Source organism: Clostridium sp. FP2 (assembly GCF_011065955.2).
Lineage (GTDB): Bacteria > Bacillota > Clostridia > Clostridiales > Clostridiaceae > Clostridium_AD > Clostridium_AD tagluense.
On record NZ_JAAMNI020000003.1, the window covers coordinates 1 to 15,804 of the forward strand.

The following is a 15,804-nucleotide window of genomic DNA, read 5'->3' on the forward strand; positions in this document are numbered from 1 at the left end:
CATATCTTTATCCAATTTTAAGTTTTCTTCTATCATTTGTAAATTACCCCCATTGATGTGTTTTTATTATCTTTCAAATAATAACATTTTCACAAATGGGGGGCTTTATTTTTATAGAATTTTCTTAGCTTGATGGCTATGGGGCTGTACCCATAAATCATTTGTAAAAACCTATTCCCAAAAGTGGTGCTAAACAACACAACATAAAAATAATACTGATTAGTATTCCTATAATATCTGTATATTTTCCAAATTCCTTATGGTTCATTTTAATAGGATTTATGCCCTCCTTAAAAATAAAGAACATGGCTAATGCAATAAATCCAATAACAACGCCAATAGCACCCTTTCTACCAATCGTAAGTATTGCACTGTAATATGACCAAATTAAAAAACCAAAAAAAATATATCTTATAATAAAGGCTGCCTTGTCAACCGCACTTGATTTTTTATTAATCTTTTCTTCGTTCACATTATACCTCCTTTTAAATTCATTAAATTCGTCTAATTTTACTTTAATGTCATAGCAGCCACAAGTCAGTGGCTCCATTCTTATTTAATTTTTTAACAACATAAAATTATTAATAAAGCATGTCTTACTTGTAAATATTAACTTCATTTTTTTAGTATTAAAATCGTAAAGATAAATTCCTCTAGGAAAATTAACCTCATCTTTTGGATTTGCACCTATAAAGAAAACTTGGGTTTTATCATTGTTATAGAACATGAATTCTGAAATACTGATATTTTTACTGATAGCCTCAAGCTGCTCTATTTTGTTTTCCTTTGGATAAAATATGCAATTAGAAGATTTAGGATTAAAGTTTCGTGTAGTATCACTTTGACACAAAAATAAATTTTCATGATTGTCTAATGCAATTTGACTTAAAACCATATTTTTGGTTGAAAATACTTTTTTCGGATTTCTATAATCTTCATCAAAAATATATAAATAATGATTAGGATGAATAGGTTTACTCGTTTTTCCTTCATTAAAATCCATTGTAGATTTATAATCCTGTGATTTGTAACGAAAAGACACTGCAAGCTTATCTATAAACGGATTATAGGATAATATATCAGCCTCCAGGTCATTTTCTATATTTACGTATTCAAAACTGTTTTTTTTCTTATTATAAAAAGCCATTTTAAGTTCCCTAACCCCTTTTTTAACTGCTTCTACTGCAATGATATCATTCATAGGAACTATATAGTTTATAGCAAATACATCTTGTGAAAGCTGATGTGTTTTTTTCGTGTTTAAGTCATAAGAAAATAGTTGGTCGCCTTTGCTTTTTTCATTAACCTTAACCTGGGATGTATAGTAGATTGTATTTTCTTTTCTACTGTAAACGCCAAGTGGATATTGTGAAGTATATGGAATTCCTGTAATTTTTGTTGCTTTTTCTGTATTTATATCATAACAATAAAAATATGTAGTCATTCCATTTTCAGGATCTTTATCATCATTATAATCAGTTACGCATATTGATAAATATCCTTTATCAGTATCTTTAATTTCTTTTGTAGTAGTTTCCTTTATAATATCAAGACTTTGGTGTGTATTGGTTTGTTTAGCATTATGGTAATTTAAAATTGTTAAAAATAACAAAATTAAACTAATGATAGTTAATATAATTATAAAATGCTTTTTTTTCAAGATATATCGCTCCTTACTAATAAGACACTTTGTAGATAATTATATTTACATAAATTCAATAAGTCAATAAATTATCAATAATTAAGCATATAAACATAAATATGTAAAAATAAGCTGAAGGTTATATATGAAAAGAATCCTTCATTAATCGAAAAAAGAGGGTTAAATCATCATCTGTTGCTATTAGTGTTTTTTATTGGTAAAATATACTGCAGATAATAAACAACCACTAGAAGCGGTTGTAAGCTTATTTATAAACAATATAGTACCAGTGGATGCATCAAAAGTCCGCAGTATTAGCAAGGTATAGATCATAAAATAAAAATATAGAGAGAAGAATGTAATATGAGTAAAATACTAGTTGTTGAAGATACCCAAAGGCTTAGAACGGAATTAAAAGTATTATTGGAGCGTTATGGATATGAAGTTACGGCTCCTGAAACATTTGATAATATTGTAGATGTTATTAAAATGCAACAGCCAGATCTTCTGATGCTAGATATTAACCTACCTGTATATGACGGTTATTATATTTGCAGAGAAGTGCGGAAATTTTCACAAGTTCCAATTATTATAGTAACCAGCCGTGACAGTGATATGGATGAGCTTCTGAGCATAAATTTAGGCGCAGATGACTTTATAACAAAGCCATATAATACAGAGATACTATTAGCTAGAGTAAATGCGGTACTAAAACGGAGTGAGGCAGGGAATCAATCTAAAGAGGTAATGGAGTGCAATGGACTTACCATAAATTTATGTAACAGTTCAATGATAGCAAATGGAGTAAAGATTGAAATTACAAAAAATGAACTAGTTTTATTGACAAGCCTTATAAAAAGGAAAAATGAAATTGTGTCAAGAGAAGAGTTAATGGAAGAGTTATGGTCTGCAGAATATTTTGCTGATGATAACAGTCTTTCTATAAATATGACAAGACTTAGAAAAAAATTAGATGAAATTGGCCTTAAAGAGTTTGTTAAAACAAAAAGAGGACAAGGGTACATAGTAGAATGAATATTAGAAAATATTTGAATGATAAGAAGCTATTCCTGTGCTGTAATACGCTACTTAGCATTTTATTAATACTGTTCTTGATTTATATTAATATAGAGATCGTCTGTTTACTTGGTATTTTAATAATCTGGTATTGCCCAATTCTTTTATTTATGACAATTGATTATGTGAAGAAAAAGGAATTTTATGATTGTGTTATTGAAAGTACAGAAAAAATAAATGAATTATATCTAATCAAGGAGACACTTTGCAAACCTGACTTTCTGGAAGGAAATATTATATATAATACATTTGAAAAAATTGAAAGAAGTGTTGTTGATAAAATTTGTGAATACCAGCAGGTAACAGATAATTATAAAGAATACTTAGAAATGTGGCTGCATGAAATAAAAACACCCTTAGCATCCGCTGAACTTATTATTGACAATAATCCATCACAGGTGACAAAGAATATCAAAACTGAATTAAAGCAGATAGAATGTTTACTCAGTCAAGTATTGTATTATTCAAAGAGCGAGTATGCTGAGAATGATTATTCAATTAAAAAGCTTTCATTAGAACGCGTTGTAAAAAAGTGTTTTAAGACCTTTGCAAAATCCTTTATTTACAGTAGAATACATTTAGAATTTGACAATCTTGAGGTTTTTGTATATTCGGATGAAAAATGGCTTGATTTTATTTTACAGCAGATTGTAACAAATGCTATTAAATTTTTAGATAAGGACGAGAAAATCATAAGAGTTTCAGCAAAAAAAAGAGATAAGCAAGTAATACTTACTATTGAAGATAATGGAATTGGTATATCAGAATCGGATATTGAACAGGTTTTTAATCATGGGTTTACTGGTGAGAATGGCAGAATTCACGGTAAGTCTACAGGTATGGGACTGTATATCTGTAAAAAGTTATCAGATAAGTTAAATATAGCTCTTAGCATAGAGTCAAACAGAGGAAAAGGTACAAAATTAAATATAGTATTCCCTGTAGGCGGAACAATGCATTTTGAGTCATGATTATCATGACTCATTTTTTTGCTCAGTAATCTTTCAAAAATGAAAGGTTACTGAAATGTAAATCAATATAACATTATGTAAATAGGCATTATACTTAGTTCATAAAGTGTTAGACGAGGGGGAAACAAAGGATGAAGGAAATATTAAAAGTTAGTCATATCGAAAAATATTATGGTACAAAAGGAATGGTTACAAAGGCCTTAGACAGGATTTCATTTATCGTTAATGCAGGAGAATTTGTTGGAATTATGGGACCATCAGGAAGTGGAAAAACAACGCTACTTAATTGTATATCAACGATTGATGATATTACAGGTGGCGAAATAGATATTAATGGAACAAGAATTGATGGAATGTCTGAACATAAATTAGAGAAGTTTAGAAGAGAAGAATTAGGGTTTATCTTTCAAGATTTAAATCTCTTAGATACATTAACAGCATATGAAAATATAGCACTTGCACTAACGATTCAAAAGAAAAATCCAAAAGAAATAGCAGAAATGGTAGAAAATATTGCAGATAAATTAGCAATAAGAGATCTATTAAATAAATATCCCTATCAGATGTCGGGTGGACAAAAACAGCGTATAGCCTGTGCAAGAGCAATTATTTCAAGGCCATCCCTTCTTTTAGCTGATGAACCTACTGGAGCTTTGGATTCTAAATCAGCTGCTCAGTTTTTAGATTCATTAGAATATCTGAACCAGGAGATGCAAGCAACTATATTAATGGTTACACATGATGCATTTACAGCAAGCTATGCAAAAAGAATTCTTTTTATAAAAGATGGCAAGCTCTTTACAGAGATAAAAAGAGGCAAAGATAGCAGAAAAGATTTTTTTGATAGAGTTATTCAAGTAATAACAGAAATGGGAGGGGAAACCAACCATGTATTTTAAGCTGGTATATAAAAACGTTAAAAAAAGTTTTAGGGATTACCTTATTTATTTTATTACACTGACATTTTCGGTTGCTATGTTTTTTACATTTAATTCATTGGATTCACAGGCTGGATTTGTTGAAATCCAAAGCAGTCAGCAAGAAATACTCCATGTTTTAGAAAATATGCTAGGAATCATTTCGGTATTTATATCAGTAGTCATTGGTTTTTTAGTTATATATGCAAATAATTTTCTGATTAAACGAAGAAAAAATGAGTTTGGCATCTATGGAAGCCTGGGAATGGGACGTAATGATATTTCAATGATGCTTTTAATGGAAACTTTATTAATTGGAATAATAGCAATGTTTTTGGGTGTTATTTTAGGGATATTTGCTTCAAAAGGGCTACAGGCAGTAGCAATAGAGATGTTTAGAGGAGATAAATCCCTAGATTTATCAAAATATAAATTCGTTTTTTCCTGGAGTGCATTACGTAAAACAGCTATATGTTTTGCAAGTATTTTTGCATGTGTTGCTGTATTTAATATTAAGATAATTAAAAAGAATAAGCTGATTAATTTATTATATGAAGTAAAAAGCGATAAAACAAAATTTCTGTCTGCAAAAGCAGGGTTCGTAGCGTTTACATTATCGCTTATTATGTTAGTCATTTCCTATGCAATTATTTTGAATATCGGGCTTGTTCCAAAAAATAAATTGTTCTTTGTAAGTTTGGTTTGTGGTGTAATCGGAACATATTTATTCTTTTTATCAATGGGAAGTTTTATAACAGAATGCTTACGCAAAGTAGATAAGCTCTATCTTAAAAACATAAATTTATTTACAATAAGGCAGATTGGAAATAAAGTAAGTAAAAACGTAATTTCACTTACAATTATTACACTTATGCTATTTTTAACAATTACGATTTTATCAAGTGGAATTGGTGTGAATAAAGCTATTATTGGAAATTCTAAATTTGGCCAGCCTTTTGATGTTACAATTTTTGGATTAACTAATAAAAAGGCAGCATTAGAAATAATTAATAATAAAAAAACAGTTATTAAAAAGGACATAAAGAAAAGCTATGCCTATGAAGTTTATGAAAGTGGAATTCAGATTAAAAGCTTAATGAGTGATGAATATCTATCAGACCTTACTAAAGTGGACATGAAATTATTAAATACACAGCATCAGATTGCAGTTATAAAACTATCAGATTATAATAATCTGACTTTCATGGAAGGTGGAGAAAAATTACAGCTTGATGATAAATCTTATGCCATCTGTTCTAACAACAAAGTTGTTGTTAATGGATTACAAGGAAAAGCTACTACAATCTCAATAAATGGAAAACAGTTTCAGGCAGAAAAAAAAGAGTGTTTATATCGCAATTTTAGTAATATAAATGATGCAGCCTCAACAGCAATGATTATTTTAGCCGATGATCAGGTGAAAAACTTTAATGCCAGCATGGGTGGCCTTGTAATTAATACTTTTAAGGATTTAGATATTGCTGTTATTGATAGCTATGATAAGGAATTATTAAATCATGGTGCTTACATTGCCTCATATCGTGTAATAAGACAGATTGGAAATTTAACAACATCAATGTTGGCTTCTTTTGTGGGAATATATGTAGGAATAATCTTTTTAGTGTCAAGTGGAGCAGTACTTGCAATTCAGGAGTTGTCAGAAGCTAGTGATAGCAAAAGAAGATATGAAATGCTTCGAAAACTTGGTGTTGGAAGAAAACAGGTTAACAATAGTATATTAGTTCAGATTTTGGTTTACTTTTTAGTTCCATTTGCAATGGCATTCTTACATTCATGTATCGCATTAAAAGTTATCGGTAAGCTTATTAAGCAGATGGGCACAACGAATATGATGACAAATATTATTATTGTTTCTGCTATTGTATGCTGTATATATGGAGTATATTTACTACTGACTTATGCAGGTGCAAAAAAAATGAATAAGTAGTACACTAAGATTTATATTTATGATAATTTTTGTAAATATGTATTATAATAATTACTGTGTTACATAATTAAATTGACTATCTATAAGCTTATTTTATGTAATACAAATATTATGAGGTGATATTAATGACTTCAGAAGGAAATTTACCTAATTGTGACAGTTTTCATATACACCCTTGTATTAATAGATTCTCTATATTTGTAAAATAGTATATAATGGTATAATGTGGAAGTGATCGCAAATCGTAAATTTACACTTTGCAATTACCATACCTAATAGATAATAAAAGGAGCTAATATCAATGAAAAAACATTACATACTAATTTTTGTCCCTATAGTTATTTCAATTTCAGTAATTTTTAATGGCTGCAACAATAGTGAAGTAAGCAAGAATAAGCAAAGTATAAATAAAGACATTAAAGAAATAAGTGAGACCTATAAAAGTATCTATGATAATGAAGAGAGAATAGCTAGTAATTCTGGAGGAGCCTATTATTCAAGATATGCGATGGATATGCAGAAGAAGGATATTATTAGTGGGGAAATGGGGGGATATTATGGAGCAAGCAACTATTGGATTTTAGATGCAAAGGAAGCTGGAAAGATAACTTTAAATTATAATTTTGAATTTGGTAAAGAAGGAAAGTATAAGCTACTTTTATGTACTCCGGATAAAAAGCTTATAAAAATATTTGAGCATACCTCAGGTGACAGTACTGAAAAGAATGAGACAACAATAGATATAGCAAAAGGTGTAAATAGGGTAGTATCTATTGGAAATAATGCTAGTGCAAAGGTATATATATCAATTAAGACACAAGGAGATATTCAGATTAAAGATTTTGCGAGCAATAAATAATTATTATGGGGAGTGTCAACAAGTCGTAAACATTGTCCACGCCCCAAATAAGTATAATTAAAAGTAGAAGTTGGTTCTTGAAATGTTTTATAAGTGTTTTAGAACTACATGTATTAATGTAATACCAGATATTTTTTAGATTTAAACTTTATTATATAAATAGAAGTAACCATAAAAATGATTAAAATAAGTATTGTTAGCAGCGGTTGTATAGTATGACCAAAATAAACTTGCTTTTTAATAAATAGTTTTGAAACATGAAGTCCATATATAGGCATAATCTCCATGGTTTTTTGTAATTTATCAAGTGTGCCAGAAAAATCAAAAAATACCGGAAAGAATATTAAGATAAAAGATATAATGCTTATTTGTACACTATTTTTAAATGTAGCTGATACTGCTAACGTAATAATTGTTAAACATAAAGAGGAAACGAGTCCTATTGCAAACATAATAATACTTAATTGCAAAAAGTTCAAATTAAAGCTTGACTCTATAAAAAATAATGATGATTGTATATTACATAGGGCTCCATCAAATCCAAAAATACCACAATATAAAATAAGATTAAATATATATAATCCTGTATAAATAAAAGATATTAATATACTTGAGGAAATTAGTTTTGCACTTACTAGTTTACTTTTCCCAAATTTAGATGAATAAATAATTTAATCAACTTTAGTTTCATAATCTTGATTAAATACATTTCCAAAGATAACTATAATAATAAAACATAAAGATAATGTTCCTATACTAGAAAAGCTATTAATAAATTTTTCCCATCCTGTTGAATATCCCACTAACAGAGGTTTAGTAGCAAAATCAAATTTATTTTTGACCAATCCAATTGTTCCATCATTTTCTAATTTATTAATTATAGCTTTTTGATTTCTATATGCATTTAATACTAAATACCTTTGATCTTCTGATAGCATATTTAATCTGTTTTTTTCATTTTCAATTGTTATTTTCATTTTACTTACTGATTCATCAGTAAGTTCCCCAGTAAATTTCTTGTTTATTTCTTTACTATATTTTATAGCTGAAAATCCATTAATAGGCCCTGCTATATTTTGCTTAGGCAAGAAAATATACATAGAAGTATATCCAAAATGAAAGATTACAAAATTAAAGATTGTTGCTATGATGGCAACTATTAATAAAACTAAAATAGACTTTCTCTTTAATATTTTTTTCAATTCAAAACTTACTAAATCTTTCATTTCATCTTCTCCTCTGCAAAATAATATAAGTACAAATCTTCCAAGGTCGGCTTAACTTGAACTGAACTTTCTACAGGCTTTATTTCAGATATAATACGCAAAATTCCTGTTTCATTATCAGTTTGTTTCATATCGATTACATAGAATTTATCCGTAATATATTTCGCTTTACCAATATTGGTTTCGCACTCCCATATAAACTTATCTATTGTTTTTGTAATTTCATTTGGTTTACCTTTTTTAATCAATCTGCCACTTTTCATAATTAATATCTCGTCAGCAATATGCTCAATATCTGGTACTATATGGCTAGATAAGATGATTATTTTATTTTTAGCCATAGAGCTAATTAAATTTCTAAAGCTAGCTCTTTCTTTTGGGTCTAATCCAGCTGTTGGCTCATCTAAAATTAGGATTTGTGGATCATTTATCAAGGCTTGTGCAATTCCTAACCTTTGTTTCATACCACCTGATAATTTTTTTATTTTTTTATTTTTCTTATCTTCTAGATTAACAGCTTTAAGTAAATTTAAACTTCTTTTTTTAGCTTCATTTAATGATAATCCTTTTACTAAAGATATATATTCTAGAAATTCTAAAGCTGTAAAATTAGGATAATAGCCAAAATTTTGTGGAAGATAGCCAAGTGCTTCACAATAACTTTCTGTAATTTCAAATATTTCCTTTTCATTGTATTTTATAGTACCTGAAGTTGGTTTTTGCAAAGTACAAATTAGTTTCATTAAGGTTGTTTTTCCAGCACCATTTGCTCCTAATAAACCATATATACCATTTGTAAGCTTAACAGAAAATTGATCAACTGCAATATCATCTTTAAAGCTTTTTGTTAAGTTGTCAATTAACAGCTCCATATCGTAACACCACCTTTAAATAAAATTTGTATTTGTAATAAGATAATATTGTTATAATAACGATTTGTTTTTCATGATATATTGTTCATGCACAAAATAATTTATTAAAGAATTTAAATTCATAAGAAGTTAAGAAGTTAAAAAGTTTACAATTTAATATATATTTATAACTACAAATCTGATTTATATACTGTAGCGAACCTTTTATTTTATGTATCCTCTCATCATCACACAAAATTATTTCTTTCATAAATACCGCCTAAATCTTGATTTCTTAATTCTGCGCGCCATGGACAGCCGTTGCATGGTTTTTTGCATATTATCATTGAACTTTTTCTTAATTATACCATTTTAACTATAATTTGAATATTAAAAATCAATTTAAACACCTGTTTAACCAATGATAAAAAAATTATAATTACTTTATTGTGCATTTTCATGGCTATTACTTTAGTGGCATGTACAGTTAAAAAAAATAATAAGGTTGAAAATCCTGCAGTAGCTAGCGGCACTCAAATTAAAAGTTACGAAGCAGTTTATAATTGCTCAATAAGCTCAGATAAAAATAATCCTAAACAAATAAAAAAAGCATTGAAAATACTGTGTAATGTAGATTTTTAAAAACTGTATGAATTGGAACAGAGGGGGGATAAGAATATTTGAGTTCAAAGATTTTGATTTTTTAACAGATGGTGAAATTGATTTGAAAATAGAAGAAAAGGCACCTTCTAATGATGAAAAAGGTTATGTACCTGCATTCAAATATAAGATTACTTTACATAATTCAAATGATATCATAGGTAATATTGATATTCGCATTGGTTATAATGAGGTTTTTGGATGAGTTTTTATGTGAAAAAAAAGAAGGATATAGTGGGTTTATTAAAACTTATGTGCTTTTTAATGCACCACAATTACTATCGTGGTGCATTAACTTTGAGGCTATTTATAAAAACTTCATCCAGAGCATGTCCAGAAAATATTAGGCTTTTCATTTGTCTACTTTTTTGGTATAAATCATTTTGTTGAAGCATATCCTACAAGAACATATTTAGAATTACCTTGTATACCTGTAGTAAGTCTTAAATAATATATTTTTTTATTAGAAAGGTCTAAGTTTATTTTTCCATTACCATAAGAATCTCGTTCTACGCCTGTATCAACTGGATTTCCTTCTTCATCAATTATGTTAAAGGTTACATTCTGGGATACATCAACATCTATTCTTAATGTATTATATTCTCCAGCTCCTTGCAATTTAAAAAAGTCAGTATCTCCACATTTAAGATTTCCTTTCATGCCAAATAAGCTGTTAAGGTCGTTAACACCTGCCATATCTACCGAAAACTTATTGGCTGTATCACGTGAATCATTGTTCTCTACTTCATTATACCATACTGGATATCGCTGTCCGCCGTCTCTACCATTGGCATGAGCAACCTGAGGCATTAACATTGATGCTACTAAAGCAACACCTAAAACTTTTGATATAAACTTTTTATTCATAATATCACTCCTTACAATAATTTTACTGATTGATAGTTTTTCATATAATCTTGACACTACCCATAAATAAATTATTATTTAAATATACGATAAGCTGTAATTGAATAATCAAAGTCACTTTGAGATGAACCGGTTGTAGCTCTAATATAATATTCTTGTCCTTTGGAAACATCTAATTCAATTGTTGATCCTGGTTTAATAGGTGTTGGATTTCCATTTGCATCAACTAAATCATAAGTAATAAAATCAGATACATTTGAGACATGAATATTTATATTTGAGTAGTATTTCGCAGCTTCTTCGCCACCCACTTTATAGAAATCTGTATCGCCTGCTCTTACATTTCCAAGTATTCCTACCATAGAGGCATGACCATTGGATGTACCAGGTAAATTGGACATATCATTGGCGTTAACCCGTGAATCATTACTCTCTTTTTCTAAATGATATACTGGCCCTGTCTGTCCAGATCCGTTATAAGCAGTTGCAGGAAATGAACTTGCGGCTACTAAAGCAATTGTAATAATACTGGATAATAATTTTTTTTTCACAATACTCCCTCCTTTTTAAGAGTTAATAGCGTCTTTCAATTACATATATTAACACTTAGGAAGAGTGTTATCAATTGTTATCGTTAACTATTTTTTTACATATTTTTCATTTTATTTGGGGTAGAGTATGCAATAATGCTATTTCGCACGCTAAGAAAAATACATCCCCATGGATGTAGCCTTATTATGTTAAATGATTTTTAGTTTATATAGTTAGTTGAAAAAGGCAAATATATAATACATTTTAACAATGAGATAATTTTTTTTGATGAAAAACAAAATCTTAAGAGCAGAAAAAGAGATAACACAGGAGGGATTAGCAAAAGCAATGGGTGTTTCAAGAGGAACAATCTTAGAAATAGAAAATGCTATTCAAAAGCTAACATATGTAACACAATACTAATTGAGTCTCTTGGTCATTCTTTACCATTGTAAATATGCTCTGTTTTCAAAACTTACCTTCTAAATTGCCACCCCCAATAATACAAAAACAACATATTTAATAAAAGAAAACATCTATTATATTGAAATTCAATATTGTATATTATAATCATTTACAAATCCATCGATTTTATTAAAAATCTTAGAAGTTTTTTTTGTAGTTAAATCATAATAACTTATGTTCCTACTTCTTTCAACATGTTGTTTATCAGCAAAAAGCACTTTGGAATCAGAATTAATTTCTAGAAAATAAAATCCTTTTCCATCTGGTGAAAAGATTGGATGCGTCGCTATATAATCCATAGTAGATTTTATAATAAGTTTCTTACTTAAATTGGTTAAATCCACAACGTAAATTTCATTTATTGAAGTAGACCCAGTAAATACTGAAACTAAGGCAGTACTACCATCTTTAGATACGGACATATCATTAATATATCCTTTTATTTGAAATAATTCTTTTATTTTATTACCATTTTCATCATATTCCATGATTTTATCAAGAGGCATATTGGGTAAATGGATACTATTCCTCTCTTTTAATGATTGTTCAATAGTATAAAGTTTATGAGTAAATTGATTATACTCAAGTTTAAATACATCTGTATCATTTTCTTCTTTATAACAAACATTTAACTTATTATTTAATAAATTTAATATAGCTATGCTATTATTTGAATGTTTTTTTTGTCTTGCTCTACAAAATATTTTATTATCACCTAAACAAAACATATCTATTTTTATATCTTCCGTTAGTTGAATTATATCAGAGGGCTTACCATTTGTTTTTATTTTGTATAAATTATAATTACCGTTTACCCTGTCAGTATAATATAAGCCACTTCCATCTTCTGCTACTATTCCATCAGAGTAATAACCGCTATTTCCTTTATAATAAATTGTTTTGTATGTATTAGTTTTTAAATCATATTTATAGTAATAAGTCTTGCTACTAGTATTGAACATTATTGTTAAAAAAGGATTTTTAGTATTGTCGATTGCCATCGGTTTTAGCGGGTATAATAAAGAGCAAAATATTAATATCATAAGGAAAAATACTTTTTTCAAATGTATTTCCTCCACTAATTTTATTTATATTAGTTTTCCTTATTGAACAAATATTATTAATGTTTCGGATATTAATAATTTTAGATAATCTAAATATTAAAAGAGATATAAATATAAAATATCACTTCAAAATGCTATAATATTAAAAACGCCACAAATTTTTATTATTTGTGACGTCTAATAAGAATAATATGATAGTGTAATAAAATTTCAATTATATTAATTTCCTACGACAACTATCATAGCACAAGGGTGAAATTTACTGTATCACAATGGGTACAATTAATTTAGCACTATTTGAAACTCCAGTAATCGAATCGTTTCCAGTTATCACCACTGAATTAAGTGTACTAAAACTAATATTTGCGTTGGGCGTTAATGTAAGCAGCCCTTTTTTCGCAACAACTGTACCAACTTGACTATTAAAGGTTACAGTGTCACTAAGTGATGAATTTGTAATATCCTTCCCATATTCATCATATATACTATATGTTGCATAACCATGTCCATCAGCTATTCCCAATTTTGTTGAAGTTATAGTAATCTTGCTGACTTTTGTACCTTTAGTTACAGGTTCAGATGATACAATCGCAGATGTTGACATAGTTGAGGATACAGTTGAACCAGTTAACTTATCCACTAAGGAAATATTAATTTCTTTATCAACATCAGTAGATGAATTATATGTTATTGTACCAGTTGCTGTTGATGGATCTAAAGCTATGGTTGAGTTTACAGATCCACTTGCACTTATCATGAAAGCTGGAATTGTTTTAGTAATGTCTATATCCGATTTGTTTAGTATTTTGTATTTAAATGTAGCTGTGTTTGATCCAGTCTTTGTTAACTTATGTGTATCAATATAAATTACACGTAAATCTTTAGTATCATTATTATTAATAACTTCTAAATCTTTTGAACTTATCATTGCCGCTACACCTCCTATTTTGTCAATTAATGTAACAACATATTCTTTATCAGTATCAGAGGAAGAGTTAAATGTTATGGTACCTATTCCTGTTAATGGATCCACGCTTACTAATGAATTTAACGATGTAACTACAAATATCTCTGAAACTGGAACTGTTTTAGTAATATCTGTACCATTTTCATCTAATACTTTATATTTAAAAGTAGCTGTATTTATTCCAGTCTTTGTTATAGTTGAAGCAAACTGAATTTTATGCGCTTTTGCAGTTGCTGAAATTTCAGAAGTATCTTTACCTGGCTTTATTACAGTGCTTCCAATTTCCTTATTATTATTAAATTTAATAGTGGAAACATCTACCAAACCTTTATTCACTTGTTTCCCATCACTATTTTTTACCCAACCGCTATCGTTTGTTTTTATAAAAATATCGCCTTTATTCTTAATTAATGCATCACTAATTTGATTTGCATTTTTTGAATCATTTGCATAATCCACTGTAAACATACTATCTCCTATTACTATAGAGAAATTTGGAATATCATCAAAACTCTTCACTCCTACTGCCATTACTGGTTTTGATAGCATACCTACCAACAGCATAACCCCAATCATACTAATACTTTTAGAACTTTTCATTAATAAATTCCCCCTATTTTTTATATATTTTTTTTAAAGATTGTATTTTTATGTATTTAAATGAAAATACAATTTAACTATGTTAATAAACGACATAATTGAAAGAATAATCATAAGTATTTACTACTTTCAATAGTTATATAGTACCACAATTTAACATAAATATAAAGGCTAGACATTATATGGTGTAATAGTAAATATTAAAATAGGTGACCTTACCTCAGAACATTTTCATACCCATAGTTAATTTTGATTCAATTCTCTCTCCTTACGGACGTCAGTTTAGAAAACCTTTTAAAGTTAAACGTTTTGTAGAAGGTTTCAATTATTTTTTAGAGCAAACAAAAAAAGTATCTTTGAAATATAAACCTAATATTAAGAAAACGGTTGAAGTTTTGAATTTATTGGTATATGTTGTAAAAGAGAAAGTATTTTATTAAGGTGGAGGAATTTAATGAATAAAAAAAGCAATGTGAAACTAATTATAGAAAAAGTGGTTAACTCTAATCCCAAATATAAGGAAAAATTAGACTCCATCATAAAATTTGAATCTCAATAAGGAATGGTATAGTATTCCTAAGATTTGCGTCAGATTGGTAATCTAGGATGAAAGAGAGGGGGGATAGGAATGTTTGAGTTCAAAGATTTTGATTTTTTAACAGATGGTGAAATTGATTTAAAAATAGAAGAAAAGACACCTTCTAATGATAAAAAAGGTTATGTACCTGCATACAAATATAAGATTACTTTACATAATTCAAATGATAGCATAGGTAATATTGATATTCGCATTGGTTGTAATGAAAACATATATTATGGTGGTCATATTGGTTATGAAATAGATAACGCCTACAGGGGTAAAAGTTATGCTTCAAAAGCCTGTAGAATTATTAAACAGGTAGCACTTTCTCATGGAATGGATAAAGTGATAATAACATGTGACCCTTACAATTGGGCATCTCGAATAACTTGTGAAAAGGTGGGGCTTAAACTCAAAGAGATAGCAGACTTGCCGCTACATAATGTGATGTATCTGGAAGGTGAGAGACAGAAGTGTATATTTGAATGGATTTTAAGAGAGTAATGTTTCGGGTATTATATTCTAGCTTTCTTTACTTTACCAATATATAATATATATCATACTATATATTGGTAAATA

The 15,804-nt window shown here is 28.5% G+C and carries 19 protein-coding genes; 10 read left to right on the forward strand and 9 right to left on the reverse strand.

The genetic code is table 11. From position 1 onward, the window contains the following. Nucleotides 1–157: 157 nt before the first annotated feature. Both G9F71_RS25635 and G9F71_RS25640 read right to left on the reverse strand, forming a co-directional pair. Entirely contained in the window at nt 158–472 is a 315-nt protein-coding gene (locus G9F71_RS25635; RefSeq protein ID WP_164951767.1) for a hypothetical protein, read from the reverse strand. An 84-nt stretch (nt 473–556) separates the two neighbouring features. Then, nucleotides 557–1,660, reverse strand: coding sequence for a hypothetical protein (locus G9F71_RS25640; RefSeq protein WP_164951766.1), 1,104 nt, complete (start codon nt 1,658–1,660; stop codon nt 557–559). Nucleotides 1,661–2,005: 345 nt separating this feature from the next. On the opposite strand from G9F71_RS25640, the gene G9F71_RS25645 reads away from it, so the two are divergent. The 6 genes from G9F71_RS25645 to G9F71_RS25670 all read left to right on the forward strand — a co-directional run bounded on the left by G9F71_RS25645 (nt 2,006) and on the right by G9F71_RS25670 (nt 8,005). Then, on the forward strand, nt 2,006–2,677 hold the full coding sequence (locus tag G9F71_RS25645; RefSeq protein ID WP_164951765.1) for a response regulator transcription factor: 672 nt from the start codon (nt 2,006–2,008) through the stop codon (nt 2,675–2,677). 152 nt (nt 2,678–2,829) lie between these two features. Then, entirely contained in the window at nt 2,830–3,690 is an 861-nt protein-coding gene (locus tag G9F71_RS25650; RefSeq protein WP_164951764.1) for a sensor histidine kinase, read from the forward strand. Between the two features lie 131 nt (nt 3,691–3,821). Next, nucleotides 3,822–4,589, forward strand: a complete 768-nt coding sequence (locus tag G9F71_RS25655; protein WP_164951763.1) for an ABC transporter ATP-binding protein — start codon at nt 3,822–3,824, stop codon at nt 4,587–4,589. Beyond that, the gene (locus G9F71_RS25660; RefSeq protein WP_164951762.1) at nt 4,579–6,555 is read left to right on the forward strand and encodes an ABC transporter permease; all 1,977 of its coding nucleotides are present in this window, start codon (nt 4,579–4,581) and stop codon (nt 6,553–6,555) included. The genes G9F71_RS25655 and G9F71_RS25660 overlap by 11 nt, the downstream gene beginning before the upstream one ends. A 301-nt stretch (nt 6,556–6,856) precedes the next feature. Continuing rightward, a complete protein-coding gene (locus G9F71_RS25665; RefSeq protein ID WP_164951761.1) occupies nt 6,857–7,414 on the forward strand; it encodes a hypothetical protein in 558 nt (185 codons plus the stop codon). 285 nt (nt 7,415–7,699) lie between these two features. Then, nucleotides 7,700–8,005, forward strand: a complete 306-nt coding sequence (locus G9F71_RS25670) for a hypothetical protein (protein ID WP_164951760.1) — start codon at nt 7,700–7,702, stop codon at nt 8,003–8,005. 80 nt (nt 8,006–8,085) lie between these two features. On the opposite strand, the gene G9F71_RS25675 is transcribed toward G9F71_RS25670, so the two are convergent. The 3 genes from G9F71_RS25675 to G9F71_RS25685 form a co-directional block, all read right to left on the reverse strand. Continuing rightward, nucleotides 8,086–8,640 (reverse strand): hypothetical protein, encoded by a 555-nt coding sequence (locus tag G9F71_RS25675; protein WP_164951759.1) that lies wholly within the window; start codon nt 8,638–8,640, stop codon nt 8,086–8,088. After that, entirely contained in the window at nt 8,637–9,512 is an 876-nt protein-coding gene (locus tag G9F71_RS25680) for an ABC transporter ATP-binding protein (protein WP_164951758.1), read from the reverse strand. The genes G9F71_RS25675 and G9F71_RS25680 overlap by 4 nt, the downstream gene beginning before the upstream one ends. Before the next feature lie 85 nt (nt 9,513–9,597). Beyond that, a complete protein-coding gene (locus G9F71_RS25685) occupies nt 9,598–9,762 on the reverse strand; it encodes a hypothetical protein (protein WP_224626919.1) in 165 nt (54 codons plus the stop codon). A gap of 188 nt (nt 9,763–9,950) precedes the next feature. Here G9F71_RS25685 and G9F71_RS25690 point away from each other — a divergent pair, with 188 nt between their 5' ends. Together G9F71_RS25690 and G9F71_RS25695 are read left to right on the forward strand one after the other, a co-directional pair. Further along, complete coding sequence (locus G9F71_RS25690) at nt 9,951–10,133, forward strand: hypothetical protein (RefSeq protein WP_164951757.1); 183 nt, start codon at nt 9,951–9,953, stop codon at nt 10,131–10,133. Between the two features lie 7 nt (nt 10,134–10,140). Next, entirely contained in the window at nt 10,141–10,356 is a 216-nt protein-coding gene (locus G9F71_RS25695) for a hypothetical protein (RefSeq protein WP_187353504.1), read from the forward strand. Nucleotides 10,357–10,529: 173 nt separating this feature from the next. On the opposite strand, the gene G9F71_RS25700 is transcribed toward G9F71_RS25695, so the two are convergent. Together G9F71_RS25700 and G9F71_RS25705 are read right to left on the reverse strand one after the other, a co-directional pair. Further along, a complete protein-coding gene (locus G9F71_RS25700) occupies nt 10,530–11,018 on the reverse strand; it encodes a hypothetical protein (RefSeq protein WP_164951756.1) in 489 nt (162 codons plus the stop codon). A 74-nt stretch (nt 11,019–11,092) separates the two neighbouring features. Continuing rightward, nucleotides 11,093–11,569, reverse strand: coding sequence for a hypothetical protein (locus G9F71_RS25705; protein ID WP_164951755.1), 477 nt, complete (start codon nt 11,567–11,569; stop codon nt 11,093–11,095). A 268-nt stretch (nt 11,570–11,837) separates the two neighbouring features. On the opposite strand from G9F71_RS25705, the gene G9F71_RS25710 reads away from it, so the two are divergent. Next, nucleotides 11,838–11,972, forward strand: a complete 135-nt coding sequence (locus G9F71_RS25710) for a helix-turn-helix transcriptional regulator (protein WP_164951754.1) — start codon at nt 11,838–11,840, stop codon at nt 11,970–11,972. A 128-nt stretch (nt 11,973–12,100) separates the two neighbouring features. On the opposite strand, the gene G9F71_RS25715 is transcribed toward G9F71_RS25710, so the two are convergent. Together G9F71_RS25715 and G9F71_RS25720 are read right to left on the reverse strand one after the other, a co-directional pair. After that, nucleotides 12,101–13,078, reverse strand: a complete 978-nt coding sequence (locus G9F71_RS25715; protein WP_164951753.1) for a hypothetical protein — start codon at nt 13,076–13,078, stop codon at nt 12,101–12,103. A 259-nt stretch (nt 13,079–13,337) separates the two neighbouring features. Further along, nucleotides 13,338–14,645, reverse strand: coding sequence for a hypothetical protein (locus tag G9F71_RS25720; RefSeq protein WP_164951752.1), 1,308 nt, complete (start codon nt 14,643–14,645; stop codon nt 13,338–13,340). A gap of 628 nt (nt 14,646–15,273) precedes the next feature. Between G9F71_RS25720 and G9F71_RS25725 the strand changes: the two genes are divergently transcribed. Further along, nucleotides 15,274–15,729 carry a GNAT family N-acetyltransferase gene (locus G9F71_RS25725; RefSeq protein WP_164951751.1) on the forward strand — a complete coding sequence of 152 codons (456 nt, stop codon included), beginning with the start codon at nt 15,274–15,276 and terminating at the stop codon, nt 15,727–15,729. Nucleotides 15,730–15,804 lie beyond the last annotated feature (75 nt).

What these genes read in the sequence shown, in the direction of transcription:
- G9F71_RS25700 (WP_164951756.1), bottom strand. Translation starts at nt 11,018, where the DNA reads ATGAATAAAAAGTTTATATCAAAAGTTTTAGGTGTTGCTTTAGTAGCA.
- G9F71_RS25720 (WP_164951752.1), bottom strand. Translation starts at nt 14,645, where the DNA reads ATGAAAAGTTCTAAAAGTATTAGTATGATTGGGGTTATGCTGTTGGTA.
- G9F71_RS25680 (WP_164951758.1), bottom strand. Translation starts at nt 9,512, where the DNA reads ATGGAGCTGTTAATTGACAACTTAACAAAAAGCTTTAAAGATGATATT.
- G9F71_RS25725 (WP_164951751.1), top strand. Translation starts at nt 15,274, where the DNA reads ATGTTTGAGTTCAAAGATTTTGATTTTTTAACAGATGGTGAAATTGAT.
- G9F71_RS25655 (WP_164951763.1), top strand. Translation starts at nt 3,822, where the DNA reads ATGAAGGAAATATTAAAAGTTAGTCATATCGAAAAATATTATGGTACA.
- G9F71_RS25685 (WP_224626919.1), bottom strand. Translation starts at nt 9,762, where the DNA reads ATGAAAGAAATAATTTTGTGTGATGATGAGAGGATACATAAAATAAAA.
- G9F71_RS25675 (WP_164951759.1), bottom strand. Translation starts at nt 8,640, where the DNA reads ATGAAAGATTTAGTAAGTTTTGAATTGAAAAAAATATTAAAGAGAAAG.
- G9F71_RS25710 (WP_164951754.1), top strand. Translation starts at nt 11,838, where the DNA reads ATGAAAAACAAAATCTTAAGAGCAGAAAAAGAGATAACACAGGAGGGA.
- G9F71_RS25695 (WP_187353504.1), top strand. Translation starts at nt 10,141, where the DNA reads ATGAATTGGAACAGAGGGGGGATAAGAATATTTGAGTTCAAAGATTTT.
- G9F71_RS25645 (WP_164951765.1), top strand. Translation starts at nt 2,006, where the DNA reads ATGAGTAAAATACTAGTTGTTGAAGATACCCAAAGGCTTAGAACGGAA.
- G9F71_RS25660 (WP_164951762.1), top strand. Translation starts at nt 4,579, where the DNA reads ATGTATTTTAAGCTGGTATATAAAAACGTTAAAAAAAGTTTTAGGGAT.
- G9F71_RS25670 (WP_164951760.1), top strand. Translation starts at nt 7,700, where the DNA reads ATGGTTTTTTGTAATTTATCAAGTGTGCCAGAAAAATCAAAAAATACC.
- G9F71_RS25690 (WP_164951757.1), top strand. Translation starts at nt 9,951, where the DNA reads ATGGCTATTACTTTAGTGGCATGTACAGTTAAAAAAAATAATAAGGTT.
- G9F71_RS25665 (WP_164951761.1), top strand. Translation starts at nt 6,857, where the DNA reads ATGAAAAAACATTACATACTAATTTTTGTCCCTATAGTTATTTCAATT.
- G9F71_RS25650 (WP_164951764.1), top strand. Translation starts at nt 2,830, where the DNA reads ATGACAATTGATTATGTGAAGAAAAAGGAATTTTATGATTGTGTTATT.